Raw genomic sequence first — 20,740 nt, forward strand, 5'->3', positions numbered from 1 at the left:
GAATCGCCTTTAAGCATTCAACGCGCGGCCATAGGCGTCAAGCACGCTTTCCTTCATCATCTCAGATAGGGTCGGATGCGGGAAAACGGTATGCATGAGTTCTTCTTCGGTGGTTTCGAGATTCATCGCAACCACGAAACCCTGAATGAGTTCCGTGACTTCCGCGCCCACCATGTGAGCACCGAGAAGCTCACCGGTCTTCTTGTCGAAAATGGTCTTGATCAGTCCCTTGTCTTCGCCGAGCGCAATGGCTTTGCCGTTGGCGCCGAACTGGAATCGCCCAACGCGTATGTCATAACCGGCTTCCTTTGCCCTTGCCTCAGTCAGGCCGACGCTGGCGACTTGCGGATCACAATAGGTGCAGCCCGGTATCTTGTTCTTGTCCATCGGATGAACACCCGGAACGCCTGCGATCTTTTCAACGCAAACAACACCCTCGTGCTCCGCCTTGTGTGCGAGCATCGGTGGTCCGGCAACATCGCCGATTGCATAGACACCTTCGACATTGGTCTTGCCGAAACCGTCGATGACGATGCAGCCCCTGTCGGTCTTTACGCCAAGCGCTTCCAAGCCGAGATTTTCGATATTGCCCTGCACGCCGACCGCAGAGATCAGCTTGTCCGCAGTGACTGCCTGTGTCTTTCCATCCTTGGTCTCAACATGCGCCGTGACGCTGTTGGCGCCCTTTTCGACCTTGGAGACCTTTGCGTCGGTGATGATCTTCAGGCCACTGCGCTCCAGCGACTTGCGGGCAAGTCCGGATATCTCCGCATCTTCGACGGGCATGATTGTCGGCATCATTTCGACGACGGTCACATCGACGCCCAGTGCGTTGTAGAAACTGGCAAATTCGATGCCGATCGCACCCGATCCCATGACCAGCATGGACTTGGGCTTTTCCTGCGGAACCATGGCTTCGAAATAGGTCCAAATCAGCTTGCCGTCCGGCTCGATGCCGGGAATGACGCGCGGGCGTGCGCCGGTCGCCACAATCACGTGTTTGGCCAGATAGGTCCCCTCACCCAGCGTATTTTTAGGAACCGGATGCTGTGGCTCCATGGGTTTCTTGGAGGACTTTTTGACTGCGATCTCGGCAGGCGCACCGCCCTTGGCAGCCTTGGTCAGTTGGGCTTCACCCCAAATGACATCGACCTTGTTCTTCTTCATCAGGAAGCCGATGCCGGAATTCAACCGGACTGAAACGCCGCGCGAACGCTGCACGACCGCATTGATGTCTGCCGAGACCGTGCCTTCGAGCTTCAGGCCGTAATTGTCGGCATGTTCTGCGAAATGCAGGATTTCGGCCGAACGCAGCAGCGCCTTTGTCGGGATGCATCCCCAGTTCAGGCATATGCCTCCCAGGTGCTCGCGCTCGACGATCGCTGTCTTGAATCCCAGCTGTGCGGACCGTACAGCGGTAACATAACCGCCCGGGCCGGATCCGATGATGATGACATCATAAGTATTGGACACGCTTCGTCTCCTGAAATGAAGGCATATTCAATGCCATTGCCTGTCTATTCGACGGCGCCCTGCTTCCAGGGCGCCTGTTGTTTTGGCCGCGAAGGCCTGGCCGTCAGCTCTTGCGCAGGGCAAAACCCGTCAGCAGCAGTGTTACCCCGTTGAAGGTCAATTCAACGCCAAGGAACAGGCCAAGCACAGTGGCCGCCGCCCATGGGAAATTCGCAAATATGATGACGCCGAGAACAATCGACAATATGCCGGATAGCGTCACCCAGCCCCAACCTGAGGCCGGCCGCATCGACATCGAGAAGGCAATTTTTGCAGCACCAAGAAAGAACAGCAAAATACCGACAAGAACGGTCAGTGACGCAGCTCCGGCAATCGGATTTCCAACCAGTATGGCGCCGACGAGCAGGGTCAGTATGCCGACCGCCAGCGTCCACAGAAATCCACCCGAGCCGCGAACCGAAAAGGCCTGCACGATTTGCACGACACCCGCGAAGAGGAAGACAAACCCGACCAGATAGTCAACCGTCATGGTTGCAGCAAACGGATTTGCGAACGACAGAAGCCCGCCGATCAGCGATATGACGCCGATCGCAACCAACCATCCCCAGGATGCCTTCAATTTCTCGAGGGCTTCCTCAACATCCTTTTTGTCAAACAGGTCTGTCATAGCCGCTTCCTCTCCTGATTGGCTGTAAAAACAGTAGCTATACCAGCATACTCATGGGATTTTCCACATAGCCCTTGAATGCCGCCAGGAGTTCCGCACCGAGCGCACCGTCAACGGCACGGTGATCCGTCGACAAAGTCACGGACATGACAGTTGCGACTGCCAGCGCGCCATCCTTGACAACCGGACGTTGTTCACCGGCTCCGACCGCAAGAATGGTCGCATGCGGTGGGTTGATGACGGCGGAGAATTCCTTGATGCCAAACATGCCGAGATTGGAAACCGCCGTTGTTCCGCCCTGATATTCCTGCGGCAGCAGTTTGCGTTCACGGGCCCGGCCGGCCAGATCCTTCATCTCGTTCGAGATAACAGAGAGCGGTTTGAGCTCGGCCTGGCGAACGATCGGAGTGATGAGGCCGCCCGGAATGGAGACGGCGACACCCACATCCGAATGCTTGTGCATAACCATATTTGCGTCGGTCCAGGAGGCATTTGCCTGCGGCACGTCGCGAAGCGCCAGTGCCATCGCCTTGATGACAAAGTCGTTGACCGACAGCTTGAAGGCCGGTTTGTCGTCGCGCACCGGTGCAGAAGCGTTAAGCTCCTTACGAAGGGCGAGCAGCGCGTCCAACTCGCATTCCAGTGTCAGATAGAAATGCGGCACGGTCTGTTTCGATTCCACCAGGCGCTTGGCGATGGTCTTTCGCATACCGTCGTGTGGTACCAGCTCGTATGAACCCTCTTCGAACAGCTTGAGTGTCTGCTCATCCGACGGCGCTGCGGGAGCTGCCACGGGCGCAGCGGCTGGCGCTGCAGCAGGTGCCGCCGCACCAACGCCGCCGGCAATGGCCGCATCGACATCGCGGCGGATGACGCGCCCGTGCGGCCCGGTCCCGCTAACTGTGGAAATATCGATACCGGCTTCCGATGCGATCCGGCGCGCCAGAGGCGAAGAGAAAACACGCGTTCCCGAGAGTTGAGGCGCTGCGGGTGCCGGAGCCGGGGCGGCCGCGGGCGAAGCAGCCGGTGCAGGATCGCTGCCATTGGGCACGGGCGCCTGAGCCGCAGGCGCTTCCGTCGCAGCCGCCGGAGCGGCACTGGCAGCAGCTACGACATCTTCCCCGTCTTCGGCGAGAATGGCGATGGGTGCATTGACCTTGACGCCTTCCGTGCCTTCGGGAACCAGGATCTTGGCGACGACGCCTTCATCGACCGCCTCGACTTCCATCGTCGCCTTGTCGGTCTCGATTTCCGCAATCACGTCACCTGAAGAGACGCTGTCGCCTTCCTTGACGAGCCATTTTGCAAGATTGCCTTCTTCCATTGTCGGAGAAAGCGCTGGCATTGTTATATTGATCGGCATTTCGGCGCCCTCCCTCAGGCTGTGTAGGTTACAGCTTTAACCGCATCGACAACCTCGGCGACATTTGGCAGCGCCAGTTTTTCAAGGTTGGCGGCATAGGGCATCGGAACATCCTTGCCCGCGATCGTCAGGATCGGCGCATCAAGATAGTCGAATGCCTGCTGCATGACCCGGGTGGCAATCTCGGTGCCGACGGAGCTCTGCGGAAAGCCCTCTTCTACGGTCACAAGCCGGCCGGTCTTTTTGACCGATTCAATGACAGTCGGCAGATCCATCGGCCGAATGGTACGCAGATCGATGATCTCGGCCTCAATACCCATGCCCGACAGTTCATCGGCAGCCTGTTCGGCATAGGTCATGCCGATACCGAAAGAGACGATTGTCACATCGTTTCCTGAACGGGCGATCCGTGCTTTGCCTATTGGCAGAACAAAATCGTCTAGCTTCGGCACATCGAATGTGTGGCCGTAAAGGATCTCGTTTTCCAGGAATATGATCGGATTGGGATCGCGGATGGCGGCTTTCAAAAGACCCTTCGCGTCGGCTGCCGTATACGGCATGACAACCTTGAGCCCCGGAACGTGGCTGTACCAGGCGGCATAGCACTGCGAATGCTGGGCGGCGACACGCGCCGCCGCGCCGTTCGGTCCACGGAACACCACCGGCGCTGTCATCTGGCCGCCAGACATGTAGTGCGTCTTGGCCGCCGAGTTTATGATCTGGTCCATCGCCTGCATGGCAAAGTTGAATGTCATGAACTCGACGATCGGCTTCAGACCGGCCATCGCAGCACCGACCCCGACACCGGCAAATCCGTGTTCGGTGATGGGCGTATCGACCACGCGGCGGGCACCGAATTCATCAAGCAGACCCTGTGTGATCTTGTAGGCGCCCTGATACTCGGCAACTTCTTCACCCATGATGAATACGTCATCATCCGAGCGCATCTCTTCCGCCATTGCATCGCGCAGGGCTTCACGCACGGTCGTCGGCACCATTTCGGTGCCGGCCGGTATGTCGGGATCCGACGGCACGGCGGCTGCAACCGGCGCTGCTGCAACGGGTTCAGCGGCTACTGGCCCAGGTGCAGCTTCCGCAATTGCAGGTGCAGGTGCTGCGGCCGGTGTTTCCGTTCCAATATCGGAAGAAGATTCGCCGTCGCCCAAAAGCACCGCAATCACCGCATTCACCTTGACGCCCTCGCTGCCTTCCGGCACGACGATCTTGCCGATCGTGCCTTCATCAACAGCTTCGACCTCCATCGTGGCCTTGTCGGTTTCGATTTCGGCGATCACATCACCCGAGGTTACCGGATCGCCTTCCTTTTTGAGCCACTTGGCAAGTGTGCCCTCTTCCATGGTCGGTGAGAGCGCTGGCATAAGAATATCGATTGGCATTGTTTCTCCCCCGCCCTACAGCATGATGTCCGTATAGAGCTCCGACGGATCGGGCTCCGGATCGGTCTGTGCGAACTCGGCGCTGTCGGCGACGATATCGCGCACACTCTTGTCTATAGCCTTGAGCTCGTCCTCGCTGGCCCAACCCTTTTCGAGCAAGCGCGCCTTGACCTGTTCGATCGGATCATGCTCGGAACGCATTTTCTGAACTTCGTCCTTACTGCGGTACTTGGCCGGATCGGACATTGAGTGACCGCGATAGCGGTAGGTCAGCATTTCCAGAATGATCGGGCCGTTGCCGGATCGGGAGTGTTCCAGCGCTGCCTCGGCAGCAGCGTTGACCGCACGCACATCCATACCATCAACCTGATAGCCCGGAATATTGAAGGAAACGCCGCGTTGTGAAAAGTCGGTCTGGGCGGAGGCCCGGGAAACCGCCGTACCCATCGCATAGCGGTTGTTTTCTACAACATAGACGACGGGCAGTTGCCAGAGCTCGGCCATGTTGAAGCTCTCATAGACCTGCCCCTGGTTTGAGGCACCATCACCGTAAAAGGCAATGCTGACATTGCCGTTATCCTTGTAGCGATTGGCAAAGCCAATGCCGGTTCCAAGCGAAACCTGCGCACCGACGATACCGTGACCGCCGTAAAAGTTCTTTTCTCGCGAGAACATGTGCATCGAGCCGCCCTTGCCGCGGGAGTATCCGCTCTGGCGCCCCGTAAGCTCAGCCATGACGCCGCGCGGGTTCATACCCGCTGCCAGCATATGACCATGGTCGCGATAGCCGGTGATCAGCTGGTCACCTTCCTTCATCGCCATCTGGATGCCGGTTATGACAGCCTCTTGGCCGATATAAAGGTGACAGAAGCCGCCGATAAAGCCCATACCATAAAGCTGGCCGGCCTTTTCCTCGAAGCGGCGGATGAGCAGCATTTCGCGGTAGACTTCGAGCTCTTGCTCCTTGTCGAATTCCGATACAGTGCTGCCGATGGTCGGCTTGCCGGCTTTGGATGATCTCGATTTAGTGGATTTTGATGCACCAGTTCGACGACTGGCTGACGCTGCACTTTTGCGCGGGGCCATGGAGTCCTCCCGATTGTTCGTCTTGCCTCACCTTACGGAATTGACGAACAGCCAGCAAGGCCAATAATGCATAGCTCGCTTGCGTTTTAAGTGTTTGTTTTTATTGAATATTATTCAAATTAACTGAATTACAGTTAATTTCAGTTGAAATCGAAAATAACGATCTCGTTTGGCCGGGACAAATTCAGCGCTTCACGTGCTCTTTCATCCAGCATATCACGCACAACCGGCCCATTTGATGGCAGCAATTTAACCTGCCGCTGAAGCTTCTTGCGATCTTCCACCAACTCCGCAAGCCTCAGTTCCAATTGAGCTTTTCGCACTTCAAAGCGCTGCATTGCGCGCATGCCCCGGTCGCCATGGATCGAATGGAATCCAAAATAGCTGATAAAAGCAATTGCAATGATCGGAATAAACAGACGGCCGGTTTTACGGATCTTTTTCTGCCGTGTCGACATATGTTACGCACGCTACTCGATACTCAACAGGTACTATGTCCCCGCCGGCTTTACACATCCGCCAGCCACCGGAACACGACTTTTATGCACCAACATGTTTAATAACGCGTTATCGCAAAGTGTCAGAATTCGGCACCGGCGAAAAGCACAATACCCGCCATTTGTGAAATGGGAGACTATCGAAGTTCACCTATATATTCTGGCTCGGCTGCCCGCCGCATCCATGCCCAATGCCCCGGTTTGCCTAAGCTTTCTGCCGGAAGGCAAACCACGTTGTTACTCTTGCAAATTAGCACAATGAAATTTACGTAAGCCGCAATCGCCCTCTTTCGACGCTGTTCACATATTAATAGGGGCGCCAAACGAAGAAGCCCCCCGACTGGGAGGCTTCGAAGCACACCGAAAACCTGATGAATCCGGAAATTAACGCCGCAGGATCCCGCGCCCTGCAAAACTTGCCTGACTGTCGAGTTCTTCCTCGATGCGGATCAGCTGATTGTATTTGGCAAGCCGGTCCGAACGTGCCAGCGATCCGGTCTTGATCTGCCCGCAATTGGTGGCAACCGCCAGATCAGCAATTGTGGCGTCTTCGGTCTCACCGGACCGGTGCGACATGACGGCCGTGTAGCTTGCCTTGTGTGCTGTCTCGACCGCATCAAGCGTCTCGCTGAGAGAACCGATCTGATTGACCTTTACCAGGATAGAGTTGGCGACGCCCATCTTGATACCATCGCGAAGCCGGGCGGAATTGGTGACGAAAAGATCATCGCCAACGAGCTGGCACTTGGAGCCGATCAGATCGGTGAGAACCTTCCATCCGTCCCAATCATCCTCCGCCATGCCGTCTTCAATGGATATGATGGGATATTTGCCGACAAGCTCTGCAAGGTATTCGGCCATTGCGGCCGGCTCCAATGTACGCCCCTCGCCTTCAAGAACATATTTCCCGTCCTTGAAAAATTCGGTCGACGCACAGTCAAGGGCGACAAACATGTCGTCACCCGGAGTGTAACCGGCTTTTTCGATTGACTGCATAATAAAATCGAGCGCAGCCGGCGCGCTGGCAAGCCCGGGTGCAAATCCGCCCTCGTCACCCACATTCGTATTGTGTCCTTGCGCGGCAAGTTCCTTCTTGAGCGTATGGAACACTTCCGAGCCCATGCGCACCGCGTCGCGGATCGATGTGGCGCCGACCGGCATGATCATGAATTCCTGAAAATCGATCGGGTTGTCCGCGTGCTCACCGCCATTGATGATATTCATCATTGGCACGGGCAGAACACGGGCATTCGGTCCGCCAATATACCGGTAAAGGGGAAGCCCGGATGCCTCCGCCGCAGCCTTGGCGGCTGCCAGTGATACGCCAAGAATTGCATTGGCTCCAAGCTTGGCCTTGTTGGGCGTGCCATCAAGGTCGATCATTGTTTTATCGACATGAATCTGACCTGTGGCGTCGAGCCCCAGAAGCGCTTCAAGGATGGGGCCGTTCACCGCATCGACCGCATTTTGGACGCCCTTGCCCAGATACCGCGGCCCGCCGTCCCTTAGTTCAACGGCCTCGTGAGCTCCGGTTGAAGCCCCGGAAGGCACGGCAGCACGGCCGAATGAGCCGTCTTCAAGAAGAACATCAACCTCGACGGTCGGATTGCCTCGGCTGTCCAGAATTTCACGGCCGACAATATCGACGATAGCAGTCATAACACAGGATCCTTGTGGAGCGGTTTTGGGAGTTTCGGTGTTCTTTTAGGCAACCCCGCGGAAAACGCAATGTTCAAGGCTTCAGGATACTCCTTTTTCGTCCAATGATCATGCTTGTTCAAATGCGAAGAAAGCCCCCTGCCCCGGTGCCTCGGATATGATCAGCCTGCCGCCGACGAGTGCGTAGTCGAGTTCGGCTTCCTTCAGCCGCTCTTCCATCCCGGAGAGATCAGTGGTGCACAACACCAGCCCGCGAAGACGCAGCCCCCGAGCATGCGTACCGCCTTTGACCCCGAAAAAACCTTCCATCCCGGCAGCATTCAACGCAACGATATCGCCATTTGCCGCGGCAAGATCGACACCGAACGAATGCGCGTTGACCTCGCGCTGATTAACCACCTGCTGAAGCAGATACTGGAAGTCGCTGGGATTTTGCTCTGAAAGCACCACCTGGCGAATGCCGACGACACCATTGTCATGCCTTTCCAGCGCTGATTTATCCACATCCGGAGGGTTTTTGCGCTCACAGGTGAAGAAGAAAACATCCGGTGCTCGCAGATCCGCAGCGAACGCAAGTTCGAATCCAGCTGTCGCACTGTCACCGCCCGGCGTTTCAAAAAGGCGCGAAAACGCCAGATTGGACCCGGCGCTGATTCCGCGTTCCACAAACTGCACATGGTCCCGTTCGGCATTGTCCGTTCCCATCACAAGTGCCGAAATGCCATCATCACCGCGTCGGAAGCGGAAAGCCTGATCGCGCATCACAAAGACATTGCCATCGATCGCAGCTTGTTCGCATGTTTCCCTTTGTGCCACAGCCAGCGGCTCCAGATAGGTTCCGTCCGCAAAGAACACGCAGGCATTTTTCGTTCCGAATGGATGTTGGGCATCGGGCGCGACGGTAAATCCAAGCTTGGAAAGACGTTCACGGGCTATGCCCAGATCGGCTGTGGGCAATACCAAATGATCAATGGATCGTGGCTTGTCCACGTGTGTCTCGGTCATTGCGGCAATCCTTGTAGTGTGTAATCGAGCAATTAGCGGTTCTTTGCCGACCGTCGACCATCAGTGCGATCAATGCGGTGCCGCTGCCTTGGAAATTCGGCACAACAGGGCGCGCAGCTGATAGGTACCCATAGCCGGGTCGTAAGGCGGACCCTGATCTGTAAGCAAATTGGCGTTCGATTGCCAGATACCTTTTTCCCTGTCTTGCCTTTCAGGAAACCACCAGCCGAATTCCACATGGACAACCCTGGGATCGATATTCTCGGTCAGATTGGCTTTCTGCCGAATTCGCCCGCGCCTCGTTTCAATCCATACCCAATCGCCCTCGCGGATACCCGCTTCCATCGCAGTTTCCGGGTGAAGATCAACAAGCGGGTCGGGATGAGAGCGCCGTAGACGCGACAACTGCCGATGCTCTGACGTGAAGAAGTTGAGCACTCTTGCACCGCTTGTCAAAACAAGCGGGTAGTCCTCGGCGACATCCGGTGTGGAGAGAGGCGATTCCGGCGGCTCGCGATAGGTCGGCAGTGCGTCATATCCGAGTCTTTCGAGCGCCAGTGAATAGAGCTCGATCTTTCCCGATTCTGTTTTGAAGCCTGCACCGTCCTTTTCGTGCTTGCGGTATGTAATGGGTTTGTGGGCAAACCCTTCCCGGGTAAGTTCGCGAAAGCTCTTGCCGACGGGAGCCAGCCGCCCATCGAAGATGGTTTCGATGTCTTCCTTGCCGGCACCAAGGTTCATGCGCCGTGCCAGTTCGGCAAACACCACTTCGTCCTGCTTGCACTCGCCGACCTGCGCGAGTTTTTGCTGTGCCAGCGCAGTGGTTTCAGCAAAATACGGAAAGGCGGTCAACGCATCCAGTTCAAGCCAACTGGCAGCCGGCAGCACAAGGTCGGCCAGTTCTGCACTCGGTGTCATGAACATGTCCATGACCGAAAGGAATTCGACCTTCTCGAGACTATCGCGCACCAGCGTGGAATTCGCATAGGTGGCCAGCGGATTGTTGCCGAATATCAAAAATGCCTTTATCGGGTATGGCTTACCGGTGCGCATTGCCTCGAACACGGATGGAATATGCGCCGACGGCATGACGTTGGCCTGACCCAGCAGCCGGAACTCATCGGACCCGAGACGCATCGCCTTCACGTTGTCGTCAAGCGTGTCGTGGAGGAATGGAAAGTCACCCAGAATGTGTGATCCGAACACCCATCCTCCGGGAATATCTATTGTACCTGTCAAAGCCGGCAGGCATGCAATTGCGCGTGCGGTCTGTATGGAATTTGGAGAGTGTTCAATGGCACATCCCCATTCGACGACTGCCGGTTTTGAAGAAGCAAACAGCCGTGCCGCTTCGCGGATTTTTTCCGCAGGCACCCAACTGATGGATGCTGCCCACTCCGGCGTATAAGGCTCGACATGAGCCTTTAATTGGTCAAATCCATAGGTCCAGTTTTCAACAAATTCGGCATCGTACAAATCCGCGGCGATGATTTCGTGAAGCATGGCCAGCGCGACGGCGTCATCCGTCCCCGGCCTCACCTGCAGCCAAACCTGGGCTTCTTCGGCAAGCAATGTGCGACGCGGGTCGACCACGATGAATTTGGTGTTTTTCTTCGTCAGCGCCCGGCAATGGAACAGCAGTTCCCCATCCGGGCCGGAAACCGCCGGATTATGCCCCCAAACCAGAACGCAGCTCGGATCGGTATCCCCGTAATAATCACCGATGGGAAGATCGCCGAAGGTCATTTTCGAAACATTGACACGTGGAAAGAAGCACTGGGCGTGGCCGGGTTCACACCAGTTTGGTGTCCCCAGCGCATTGGCAAATCGTGGTACAAAATCGCAGTGATGGCGACCGGTTCCTGTGCCAATGGCAATTGACCGCGCGCCATCCTGGTCGATGATCGCACCAAGGCGCTCAGCCAGGATGTCATAGGCTTCGTCCCAGTCGATGCGGTCCCATTTTCCGCTACCGCGAGGACCCGCTCGTTTCATCGGAAATTTCAACCGGTCGGGATGATTGACGAGTTCGATCGAAGCAGGCGCCTTAATACAGATTTTCCCGCGATTGAGTGGAGAGTCCGGATCACCCACAATCTTTTTGATTTGTCCGTCAGCAATGTGAACCAGCACACCGCAGCCGCCATGGCACATGCGGCAGGCTGATTTGTGGATGGTCGTTTCCAGCTCCGGCATTACCTGGTCCACCTCCCATTCACATATAATGTACCCAATATGAGCGGTTGTTGGAATCGGATTTCGCAATGCCTGATTGATGTGCGACCTACTGCCACAACCGGCGCGCCGCATTGCGGCGAATTGCTGATACTCACCGGGCAGATGCTGGGCTATAAACAAAAGGGACTGTGACCTATATGAGGTCACCAGTAAAAATCGTTTGCAGGCTATGGGTTCAATTATTTCATGAACAATACCGCTTTTGCCTCGCGGCACCCCGTCGAAACGGCCGTCGTTCGTTTTGCCGGCGACTCTGGAGACGGCATCCAGGTCATCGGCTCCCAGCTCGGTTTGTCCAGCGCGATGACCGACAATGACCTGGGGACCTTTCCCGAATATCCCTCCGAAGTTCGCGCACCGGTCGGCACCACCTATGGCGTATCGGCTTACCAGGTGCATTTTGGCGGACGCCCCATCAAGACCATCGGCGACGAAGCCGATATGCTGGTTGCCCTCAACCCCGCCGCTTTGAAAACCAATCTCGGCCTGTTGAAAAAAGGCGGCACTGTTCTGGTAGACGCCGGAACCTTCACAACACGCAATTTCAGCAAGGCCGGATACGACGTTTCACCGCTTGAGGATGGCACGCTGGACGAATATCAGGTCATGGCGCCAGATATTTCTAAGCTGACTTTGGAAAGTGTCGCTGAAAGCGGCCTCAACCGGAAGGCATCTTCGCGCTGCAGGAATTTCTGGGCCCTTGGCCTCGTATATTGGATGTACGGACGCGACCGCGAGCCGACGACGCAATGGATCAACCGCAAATTTGCCAAGGACCGGGATATCGCGGCCGCCAACATATCGGCGCTGAATGCCGGGCACGCCTATGGCGAAACGGTCGAGGCAACCGGTTACGAAGTCGCGCGCATTGAGCCGAAGCCCGGAACATACAGGTTTGTCACCGGTTATGAGGCACTCGCCTGGGGACTGGCCGCCGCTGCAGAACTTTCGGACCGCCAGCTTGTATTTTCCTCATACCCCATAACACCGGCATCACCGGTCCTGCATACCCTGGCGCGGCTGGAAGATATCGGCGTCAAGACCTTCCAGGCCGAGGACGAGATTGCTGCAATCTGCGCAGCGATTGGTGTTTCGTTTGCCGGCGGTCTTGGAGTGACGTCCAGTTCGGGACCCGGCATCGCTTTAAAACAGGAGGCGATGGGTCTCGCCGTTTCCACCGAACTGCCGCTGATTATCATCAACACACAAAGGGCCGGCCCATCAACGGGTATGCCGACCAAGACCGAACAATCCGATCTCAACCAGGCTCTCTATGGCCGCCACGGTGAAAGTCCCCTCGCCGTTCTGGCCGCCGGCTCACCCGCCGAGTGTTTCGAAATGGCAGTTGAAGCGGCGAGGATTGCATTGACCTATATGACGCCGGTCATTCTTCTGTCTGACGGGTTTGTCGCCAATTCATCCAGCCCCTGGGCGCTGCCTGACCTCGACAGTTTACCGCGCATCAAAGTCGCAAACCACACCGAGCCGGAAGACTTCAACCCGTATGGGCGCGACCCGGAAACACTGGCGCGCGCATGGGCGGTACCGGGTACACCCGGTTGCGAACACCGGATCGGCGGTATCGAGAAGGATTTTAAAACCGGGCACATTTCCTACGAACCGGAAAACCATCAGAAGATGACGGATCTGCGGGCGGAAAAGATTGTTGGCATAGCAAGTACGATCCCGCCGCTTGAACCGGATCAGGGCGAACGCCAGGGTGATTTGGCTCTCGTAGGCTGGGGATCGACCTATGGTCCGATATCACGGGCGGTGACAAACCTGCGTGCACGCGGCCACCGGGTTTCCCACATACATTTACGCCACCTGAGACCCTTCGCTCCGAAGCAGGCGGAACTGTTGGCCGGCTTCAGAAAGATTCTGGTGCCTGAAATGAATGATGGCCAACTCGTTGCGCTGATGCGCGCCGAAGGCTGCGCCAGGGCCGAAGGCTTGAGCAAAATGACCGGCAGGCCTTTTCTGATCAATGAAATAGAAGAAGCGGTCCTATCGCGCCTGGAGGCGACTGATGAATGAGCATTTGAAACCGGTGGCATCATCGCCCGCGGATTTTGCGACCGATCAGGAGGTTCGCTGGTGCCCGGGTTGCGGTGACTACGCAATCCTCAAGGCTGTGCGCACTGTTCTGGCCGAGGTTGGCGCCCGGCGGGAGAATACCGTTTTCGTGTCGGGTATCGGCTGTTCGTCGCGCTTCCCATATTATATCGACACATACGGCTTCCACACGATCCATGGCCGTGCGCCGGCTGTCGCGACGGGTATGCTGCTGGCCAATCCTGATCTCGACGTCTGGATCATTACCGGGGACGGCGATGGCCTGTCGATCGGGGGAAATCACCTTCTGCACATTCTAAGAAGGAACCTGAACTGTCAGATACTGCTGTTCAACAATGAGACCTACGGCCTGACCAAGGGGCAATATTCACCGACCTCGCATCTGGCGACCCGCACCCCCTCATCGCCCGCGGGCAGTATCGACAACCCCGTTGATCCGGCCCGCTATGCACTTGGCTGCGGTGCGCGGTTCGTAGCACGCGGTGTCGACACGCAAGTCAAACAGCTGGTTGAGGTGCTGAAAGCCGCGTACCACCATAAGGGCGCGTCTTTTGTCGAGATTTATCAAAACTGCATCGTCTTCAACGAGGACGTGTTTGACGGATTCACAGCCAAAGGCAATATTGCCGAAAATCAGTTGCAGCTTGAACCGGGCAGTCCACTGACCTACGGCGCCGACCATTCCCGCGGATTGGCTTTCGATCTGGAAACAATGGGCATCAAAGCCATCGATATGCCAGACGGCGACAGGTCGCCGGCCTTGAAACATGACCCATGCAATTACAATCTTGCATCGGCTCTGGCACGAATGGAAAATCCCGATTTTCCGGTGGCGACCGGTGTTCTTTATGACAATCCCGGTCCCGTATATGCGGATCGGCCGGCCGGACCGGACGAAACCGCGGCTAAAAAACCCAGAAAACTCCAGGATGTGATGCAGTCTGAATTCAGCTGGAGGGTTTCGGATCAGCGCTGATGCTGCATTGACTTCCTAGCCGGTTGCTTCGGCTGCCCGCTGCAGAGCGTACTTGCAATGGGCCACAAGCTCGGTCCGGTACCTTTTCTCGCGCACCGGATCCTGCTCCAGCACAACAACGTCGGTAAGTACAGAAAGAAAGCTGACAACCGTCGTCATAGTGACGTGTATCTGTTCGTCGGTTATGTCGGGAATTTGAGACCGAATGAACGAGCTGATCAGGTCGCCGGTAAATTCGTATACGGCGGCTTCATTTGCACCCGGTGGCTTGTTGGCACGTGAAAAGCTCAAAAGCGTCTGGTAGCCCGGCTGTGCCTTGGCGCTGTCAATATAAATACCGATGAGCTTGTCGATCGGGTCGTCCACAGGTTGGGACAGGACCTTGACGACTTCGTCTGCAAGATGGTGCGTCAGGCGCTCGAACATGCGCTCTTCCGCTGCAATCAGCAGTTCGGTCCTGTTCCCGAAATATTGATAAATCGTACCAACCGCAAATCCGGTGTTTTCGGCAATTTGGGTCGTGGTGAGCGCTTCAAGTCCCAACTGCGTGGCCAATATCTCCACAGCATCGAGAATTTTGTCGACCTTTTCCTTGGAGCGCTTTTGGCGTGGCTTGCGCCTGGTTTCAGTGTTCATTGTCAAAATGCCCGATTGGCTGCGATATCGAAGAAAAATGCCGATGTAAAATGTGAATATGTTTCATGTTTGTTGATCATTCCAAAATCACGTGCTATGACCTTACACCATAGTTTCCTGGGGAGGAGCAGATAGTGAGCAGCAAATACCGGGTTTTTCTGGCATTGCCGCTCCTGTTTGTTTTTTGTCTCGCAGCCGGCGCATCGGGTGGGGTTTCGATAGTGCCGGGTCCAAACGCTGCTGAGCAACTCCAGGAAGCTTTGATCACTGCCGAACCAGGCAGCACGATCAATCTGGCGGAAGGCACCTACGTGCTCTCAGATGGGCTTTCGCTGGATATTCCGGATGTGACCATCCGGGGTGCAGGCATGAATAAGACCGTCCTCTCGTTCGGGGATCAAAAGGCCGGGGGCGAAGGCTTTCTGATCACATCTGACAACGTCGTTCTTGAAGATTTTGCAGTAGAAGACACCAAAGGCGACGGCATCAAATCCAAAGGTGCGGATCAGATAACATACCGCCGGATCCGCGTTGCGTGGTCCGGCGGCCCAAAGGAGACAAACGGCGCATACGGCATCTATCCGGTCGAATCGAAAAACGTCCTCGTCGAAGAAAGCGTAGTGACCGGTGCTTCCGATGCAGGCATTTATGTCGGACAGTCGGAAAACATAATCGTGCGAAATTCGATCGCGACTCACAATGTCGCCGGCATCGAAATCGAAAACAGCAAATATGCGGATGTCTATGGCAACACGGTAACCCACAATACCGGCGGAATTCTGGTATTTGACCTTCCCAATCTGCCGGTGATGGGCGGCCATTCGGTGCGCGTTTTCGACAATCAGATTGTCGACAATGATACCCCGAACTTTGCACCCGAAGGCAATATTGTCGGTATGGTCGCCAAGGGAACCGGGATCATGGTGATGGCGAACCGGAACGTGCATGTTTTCAACAACACGCTCAAGAACAACGGTACTGTTCACGTACTCATTGCCACCTACCCCAACGAATTCGATGACGACAATTACATGCCGCATCCCCGCGCCGTGATGATTCGCGGCAACACCTATGATGGCGGAGGCACCGAGCCCGATGGCGAAGTCGGCGGCATCATAACAGGCGTAACGGGAACGCCGGTTCCGGACATCGTGTGGGATGGTGTCGTACCGCTGACGGAATGGATGACGTGGACATCAGACGACGATCGTATCTATGTCGATGAGGCTGACGGAACAACTTTTGCCAACCTGTACATGATCCAGAATACGCTCTATCCGTGGTCCACATCTCCGGATCGCGACATTGAGGATTATGCCGGTACCGTTCCGGAACCGAAGGCGGTCAGCCTGCCGCAATTGCAGCACACGAACTAAACGCCGTACTGTCGGGCCATGGTCATTCGATTATTCATCAGCCTGGCTATCCTGTGCGCCGCTGCAGCGGAAGTATTTGCAGCTCCCGTGAACGACGACGCTCTTATGGCGGCCAAACCGGCACGCACACTGTCTGAATACAATCTCTTCAACGACCCGAAGAAACAAACACCCAATGCCGGTGTGGTTCCCTACGACCTCATAACGCCGCTATTTACCGACTATGCATCCAAATACCGGTTCGTCTATGTGCCCGCCGGCAAGACGGCCGAATACCGCGACCGGGAAGTGATCGAATTTCCCTTAGGCACAACCCTTATCAAGACATTCGCCTATCCGGCCGATCTGCGCCGTCCCGATGAAACCGTGCGGATAATAGAAACACGCCTTTTGATCCGGCAGGAAAACGGCTGGAAAGCCTGGCCTTATGTCTGGGACGAGGATTTGGGCGATGCGCGTCTGAAGGTCGCCGGCAAGCGTTTGGAGATATCCGTAACAGACCATGACGGCGCACCACTCGTGATCGATTACGCGGTACCGAATGCCAACCAGTGCAAGGGCTGCCACGCACTCAACAAGGAAATCACTCCGATTGGACCAAGCGCCCGCAATCTCAACAGCGATTACCCATACGACGACGGCACTGACAACCAGCTTGCGGCCTGGACGGACAGAGGAATTCTTTCGGGCGTGCCGCAATCAGGTGATATCCCTCGCGCAACCGACTGGCAGGACGCGTCGCAACCGCTGGAAGCAAGAGCGCGAAGCTATCTGGACGTGAATTGCGCCCATTGTCATCGCCTTGAAGGACCGGCAAGCAATTCAGGGCTCTTTCTCACCGCATGGGAAAACGATCCGCCCACATGGGGCTACCGTAAACGGCCGGTCGCGGCCGGTCGCGGCTCAGGCAATCTTGAATACGATATAGACCCCGGCAATGCTGCCGGCTCGATCCTCATCTATCGTATGAAGAGCCTCGATCCGGGCATCATGATGCCGGAACTCGGCAGATCGATGGCGCATAAGGAAGCCCTCATCATGCTTGAGGAATGGATTAACGGGCTCGATTAGCGCGCCGCCGCTCGTTGCCGGTTAAACCAGGCGCGACTGTTCCAGGGCTGCTTCGATGAAGGATGCAAACAGCGGATGTGGCTCAAGCGGACGTGATTTCAGTTCCGGATGGTACTGCACGCCGATAAACCAGGGATGGTCCTGATATTCGATTGTTTCCGGCAACACGCCATCGGGCGACATGCCGGAAAAGACCAGCCCCTGCTTCTCAAGTGCACCGACATATTCGTGGTTGACCTCATAACGGTGGCGATGCCGCTCCGAAATTTCCGTCGAGCCGTAGATCTCGGAAATATGCGTTCCTTCCTTGAGCCGCGCCTTGTAGGCTCCAAGCCGCATTGTGCCGCCGAGATCACCGGATTTGGATCGCTTTTCAAGCATATTGCCCTTAAGCCATTCGGTCATCAGGCCGACAACCGGTTCCGATGTTTCGCCAAATTCGGTTGATGAGGCCGATTCCAGCCCGGCAAGGGAGCGCGCCGCTTCAACGACGGCCATCTGCATGCCGAAGCAGATACCGAAATAAGGAACCTTGCGCTCGCGTGCGAAGCGCGCCGCGAGTATCTTGCCTTCCGCGCCCCGTTCGCCGAAACCGCCCGGTACCAAAATACCATGGACCTTTTCAAGCCACGGCGCAGGTTCTTCCTTCTCGAATATTTCCGATTCGATCCATTCGAGATTGACCTTGACGTGATTGGCAATACCGCCGTGATGCAACGCTTCGATCAGCGATTTATAGGCATCTTTGAGGCCGGTATATTTGCCGACGACGGCAATCGTGACTTCACCTTCCGGTGTGCGGATGCGTTCGGCCACCTCTTCCCACCGCTCCATGCGCGGCGCCGGAGCCGGTTCAATGCCGAAAGCCGCAAGAACCTCGTCGTCCAATCCTTCGCGATGGTAGGAAATAGGCACATCGTAGATGTTGTCGACGTCCAGAGCCTGAATAACGGCGGATGAACGCACATTGCAGAACAACGACAGTTTGCGCCGCTCTTCCTCCGGAATCGAGCGATCCGCGCGCACCAGCAGAATGTCCGGCGCAATCCCGATGGACTGCAGTTCCTTGACCGAATGCTGTGTCGGCTTTGTCTTGAGTTCCCCTGCCGCCGGAATCCACGGCATCAGCGTCAGGTGGATATAGATCGCATTGCCACGTGGCAAATCATTGCCGAGCTGCCGGATCGCTTCCAGGAACGGCATGGCTTCGATATCGCCGACAGTGCCCCCGATTTCGCAAAGCACGAAATCGTAATCATCATTGCCGTCGAGAACGAAGTCCTTGATTTCATTGGTTACATGCGGAATGACCTGAACGGTCGCACCCAGATAGTCGCCGCGCCGTTCCTTATCAATAATCTCCTTGTAGATCCGACCCGTGGTGATGTTGTCGGCCTGAACGGCAGACCGGCCGGTAAAGCGCTCATAGTGCCCGAGATCGAGATCCGTTTCCGCACCATCGTCGGTTACGAAAACCTCCCCATGCTGATAGGGGCTCATCGTTCCGGGATCGACATTGAGATAGGGATCGAGTTTGCGGATGCGTACCCTATAGCCGCGGGCTTGCAGCAATGCACCGAGTGCAGCAGCAGCTATGCCCTTGCCCAAGGAGGAAACCACGCCGCCAGTGATGAAAACATATCGCGCCATGGGCTTTATCCGTTACCGCTTTGTGACTGATTCCACCAGCCCCTAATCGGAATACCGGTGTTTTTTTGACAGATTTGTGCAGGCACACGACCATTCATCGCGCAATCGCCTGTATTGCACAGTAAAAACCGGTGGCACGGAAATGCCACCGACAAGATTCAAAATAGATGCATGATCTATTGGCCGGTCGGAACCTGGCTCTCTCCGCCACTCGGAGTTTCGGGTTTGGGTATGTCGGCGGATCCACCGGACTCCTCGGTTGAGGTTGGGGTGCCGCCGAGCTGATCAAGAACCGACTGGCCGCCGCTCGGAGCCGTCTGCTCAATCCGCTCGAGAATATCGGTTGGACGCGATTCGTACCTCGCATAAATGCCTAGTGCGATGGATGTCGCAAAAAAAGCTGCGGCAAGAATGCCGGTGGTGCGCGTCAGTGCGTCGGCAGCACCGCGTGCAGACATAAGTCCGCCCGACCCGCCGCCAATACCCAGGGCTCCGCCTTCGGAACGCTGCAGCAAAACAACACCGACAAGCGCAATCACAATCATAAGATGGATAACGATCAAAACCGTTTGCATGGATTTCAGTTCCTGCCTTCAAGGCAAATTGGAAAATTCGCGGCTGTTTACACGAGGCTGGTATTCATTCCAACCCCTTAACGACGATTCAGCCGCAATAGCACCGCCTAATTTCTACGGCTGTTGCTACCTGTATGCTTCACAAATGGCAAGGAAGTCATCGGCTTTCAAGCTTGCGCCGCCAACAAGGGCGCCATCGACATTACGCACGGACATCAATTCAGCGGCGTTTGAGGGCTTGACGGACCCGCCGTAAAGAAGCCGCATGGCAGCGCCGTTGCCGCCGAAACGGGCTTCAAGCTCCCGGCGCATAAAGGCATGCGCCTCCTCAACGTCTGCCGCTGTCGGTGTAACGCCGGTCCCGATCGCCCAGACGGGTTCATAGGCAATGACCGTATTTTCAGCGGTCGCGGCGTCAGGGACAGAAGCATCGAGCTGACTTTTCAGAACATCAAGGGCCTTGCCGGCGTCGCGCTCTTCTTTTGTCTCGCCAATGCAAATGATCGCCACGAGGTCCTCACCATGTACGGCCTCGGCCTTCGTTCGTACCGTTTCGCTGCTTTCGCCATGATCGGTCCGGCGCTCCGAATGCCCGACAATGATATGGGTCGCTGCGGCGTCGCGCATCATGGCAGCGGAAATGTCTCCGGTATGGGCGCCGGAGGCGGCGGTATGGCAGTCCTGGCCGCCGATACTCACTCCAGTGTCCTGAACGGCGGCTGCCGCAAGATACACCAGCGTTGCCGGTGGACAGATCAAAGCATCTATTTTCTCACGCAGAGAAGCATCGATTCCCGTGGCCATCGCTGTGATCTCCCGCAGAGAATCGCGATTGCCGTTCATCTTCCAGTTTCCGGCTACGAGCGGTTTGATACCAGGTGTCATGAGTTCCCCCAGGGCGTCGTTCGGCATTAAGGTCAGGGAACTATCAAATTGGTGGGATAAATCAATCGGGCACATGCGCCCTGCGTCAATTTCCCTCTGGAGCGGCGGAT

17 protein-coding genes are annotated in these 20,740 nt (G+C 56.3%); 4 read left to right on the top strand and 13 right to left on the bottom strand.

Going from position 1 to position 20,740, the window contains the following annotated elements; genetic code table 11:
* Positions 1 to 9 precede the first annotated feature (9 nt).
* The 9 genes from lpdA to ABVT35_RS11360 form a co-directional block, all read right to left on the bottom strand.
* Complete coding sequence (gene lpdA, locus ABVT35_RS11320; RefSeq protein WP_368466526.1) at positions 10 to 1,473, bottom strand: dihydrolipoyl dehydrogenase; 1,464 nt, start codon at positions 1,471 to 1,473, stop codon at positions 10 to 12.
* Between the two features lie 103 nt (positions 1,474 to 1,576).
* On the bottom strand, positions 1,577 to 2,140 hold the full coding sequence (locus ABVT35_RS11325; RefSeq protein WP_368466527.1) for an HdeD family acid-resistance protein: 564 nt from the start codon (positions 2,138 to 2,140) through the stop codon (positions 1,577 to 1,579).
* Positions 2,141 to 2,177: 37 nt separating this feature from the next.
* Entirely contained in the window at positions 2,178 to 3,503 is a 1,326-nt protein-coding gene (locus ABVT35_RS11330) for a pyruvate dehydrogenase complex dihydrolipoamide acetyltransferase (RefSeq protein WP_368466528.1), read from the bottom strand.
* Positions 3,504 to 3,517: 14 nt separating this feature from the next.
* Positions 3,518 to 4,900, bottom strand: a complete 1,383-nt coding sequence (locus ABVT35_RS11335) for a pyruvate dehydrogenase complex E1 component subunit beta (RefSeq protein ID WP_368466529.1) — start codon at positions 4,898 to 4,900, stop codon at positions 3,518 to 3,520.
* A gap of 15 nt (positions 4,901 to 4,915) precedes the next feature.
* Positions 4,916 to 5,986 carry a pyruvate dehydrogenase (acetyl-transferring) E1 component subunit alpha gene (gene pdhA / locus ABVT35_RS11340; RefSeq protein WP_368466530.1) on the bottom strand — a complete coding sequence of 357 codons (1,071 nt, stop codon included), beginning with the start codon at positions 5,984 to 5,986 and terminating at the stop codon, positions 4,916 to 4,918.
* Between the two features lie 140 nt (positions 5,987 to 6,126).
* Positions 6,127 to 6,444: a septum formation initiator family protein gene (locus ABVT35_RS11345; RefSeq protein WP_368466531.1), complete on the bottom strand. Its 318-nt coding sequence runs from the start codon at positions 6,442 to 6,444 to the stop codon at positions 6,127 to 6,129.
* Positions 6,445 to 6,867: 423 nt separating this feature from the next.
* Positions 6,868 to 8,142, bottom strand: coding sequence for a phosphopyruvate hydratase (gene eno / locus ABVT35_RS11350; RefSeq protein WP_368466532.1), 1,275 nt, complete (start codon positions 8,140 to 8,142; stop codon positions 6,868 to 6,870).
* Between the two features lie 108 nt (positions 8,143 to 8,250).
* Positions 8,251 to 9,147 carry a VOC family protein gene (locus ABVT35_RS11355; protein ID WP_368466533.1) on the bottom strand — a complete coding sequence of 299 codons (897 nt, stop codon included), beginning with the start codon at positions 9,145 to 9,147 and terminating at the stop codon, positions 8,251 to 8,253.
* Between the two features lie 69 nt (positions 9,148 to 9,216).
* Positions 9,217 to 11,343: a molybdopterin-dependent oxidoreductase gene (locus ABVT35_RS11360; protein ID WP_368466534.1), complete on the bottom strand. Its 2,127-nt coding sequence runs from the start codon at positions 11,341 to 11,343 to the stop codon at positions 9,217 to 9,219.
* 228 nt (positions 11,344 to 11,571) lie between these two features.
* On the opposite strand from ABVT35_RS11360, the gene ABVT35_RS11365 reads away from it, so the two are divergent.
* Both ABVT35_RS11365 and ABVT35_RS11370 read left to right on the top strand, forming a co-directional pair.
* Positions 11,572 to 13,422, top strand: a complete 1,851-nt coding sequence (locus tag ABVT35_RS11365; RefSeq protein ID WP_368466535.1) for a 2-oxoacid:acceptor oxidoreductase subunit alpha — start codon at positions 11,572 to 11,574, stop codon at positions 13,420 to 13,422.
* The gene (locus tag ABVT35_RS11370; RefSeq protein WP_368466536.1) at positions 13,415 to 14,437 is read left to right on the top strand and encodes a 2-oxoacid:ferredoxin oxidoreductase subunit beta; all 1,023 of its coding nucleotides are present in this window, start codon (positions 13,415 to 13,417) and stop codon (positions 14,435 to 14,437) included. The genes ABVT35_RS11365 and ABVT35_RS11370 overlap by 8 nt, the downstream gene beginning before the upstream one ends.
* 15 nt (positions 14,438 to 14,452) lie before the next feature.
* Here the strand turns inward: ABVT35_RS11370 and ABVT35_RS11375 are convergent, their stop codons facing one another.
* A complete protein-coding gene (locus ABVT35_RS11375) occupies positions 14,453 to 15,073 on the bottom strand; it encodes a TetR/AcrR family transcriptional regulator (RefSeq protein WP_368466538.1) in 621 nt (206 codons plus the stop codon).
* 134 nt (positions 15,074 to 15,207) lie between these two features.
* Between ABVT35_RS11375 and ABVT35_RS11380 the strand changes: the two genes are divergently transcribed.
* Both ABVT35_RS11380 and ABVT35_RS11385 read left to right on the top strand, forming a co-directional pair.
* On the top strand, positions 15,208 to 16,449 hold the full coding sequence (locus tag ABVT35_RS11380; RefSeq protein WP_368466539.1) for a parallel beta-helix domain-containing protein: 1,242 nt from the start codon (positions 15,208 to 15,210) through the stop codon (positions 16,447 to 16,449).
* Positions 16,450 to 16,536: 87 nt separating this feature from the next.
* Positions 16,537 to 17,520 (top strand): SO2930 family diheme c-type cytochrome, encoded by a 984-nt coding sequence (locus ABVT35_RS11385; protein WP_368466540.1) that lies wholly within the window; start codon positions 16,537 to 16,539, stop codon positions 17,518 to 17,520.
* A 21-nt stretch (positions 17,521 to 17,541) separates the two neighbouring features.
* Here ABVT35_RS11385 and ABVT35_RS11390 read toward each other — a convergent pair whose 3' ends face one another.
* From ABVT35_RS11390 to tpiA, 3 genes are all read right to left on the bottom strand, one after another.
* Positions 17,542 to 19,170 carry a CTP synthase gene (locus ABVT35_RS11390; protein ID WP_368466541.1) on the bottom strand — a complete coding sequence of 543 codons (1,629 nt, stop codon included), beginning with the start codon at positions 19,168 to 19,170 and terminating at the stop codon, positions 17,542 to 17,544.
* A 176-nt stretch (positions 19,171 to 19,346) separates the two neighbouring features.
* On the bottom strand, positions 19,347 to 19,745 hold the full coding sequence (gene secG / locus ABVT35_RS11395) for a preprotein translocase subunit SecG (RefSeq protein WP_368466542.1): 399 nt from the start codon (positions 19,743 to 19,745) through the stop codon (positions 19,347 to 19,349).
* 126 nt (positions 19,746 to 19,871) lie between these two features.
* Positions 19,872 to 20,630, bottom strand: a complete 759-nt coding sequence (gene tpiA / locus ABVT35_RS11400; protein WP_368466543.1) for a triose-phosphate isomerase — start codon at positions 20,628 to 20,630, stop codon at positions 19,872 to 19,874.
* Positions 20,631 to 20,740 lie beyond the last annotated feature (110 nt).

This window comes from Hoeflea sp. TYP-13, assembly GCF_040932035.1.
Lineage (GTDB): Bacteria > Pseudomonadota > Alphaproteobacteria > Rhizobiales > Rhizobiaceae > Hoeflea_A.